Origin of the sequence: Chitinophaga solisilvae (genome assembly GCF_009928525.1) — a bacterium.
GTDB classification, from domain to species: Bacteria; Bacteroidota; Bacteroidia; order Chitinophagales; family Chitinophagaceae; genus Chitinophaga; species Chitinophaga solisilvae.
The window spans coordinates 1-589 of sequence record NZ_JAABOK010000046.1; the positions used below are offsets into that span (position 1 = coordinate 1).

Sequence of the window (589 nt, forward strand, 5' to 3'; positions counted from 1 at the left end):
GCACATGTCGGCTGTATAATATTGACCGTAGGTGCAGCCGGTGTTTGTGGTTGCGGGTTCACAACTGCATTGGTAGCTGCAGATACGCAGCCCGCTGTATTCTTCACGGTCACCTGATAAGAACCGCCTATCGCAGTAAATGTAGCCGCCTGTTGGTAATTGGTGCCATCAATGGAGTAGGTAAGGCTTTCACCCAGCGGCGCGGTGATGGTAATCGTTCCGTTTGCATTTGCACATGTCGGCTGTATAATATTGACCGTAGGTGCAGCCGGTGTTTGTGGTTGCGGGTTCACAACTGCATTGGTAGCTGCAGATACGCAGCCCGCTGTATTCTTCACGGTCACCTGATAAGAACCGCTTGCCGCAGTAAATGTAGCCGCCTGCTGATAATTGGTGCCATCAATGGAGTAGGTGAGGCTTTCTCCTAGTGGCGCGGTGATGGTTATCTTTCCGTTAGCATTTGTACATGTCGGCTGTGTAACATTCACCGTAGGTGCAGCCGGTGTTTGTGGTTGCGCGTTTACAACCGAATTGGTAACTGCAGATACGCAGCCCGCTGTATTCTTCACGGTCACCTGATAAGAACCGC

1 protein-coding gene is annotated in these 589 nt (G+C 51.4%); it reads right to left on the bottom strand.

Annotation, left to right across the window (positions count from 1 at the left end; genetic code table 11):
• Positions 1 to 569, bottom strand: a 569-nt coding sequence (locus tag GWG06_RS30380; protein WP_235938600.1) for a hypothetical protein, incomplete at its 3' end; no start/stop codon positions are given.
• Between the last annotated feature and the right edge of the window lie 20 nt (positions 570 to 589).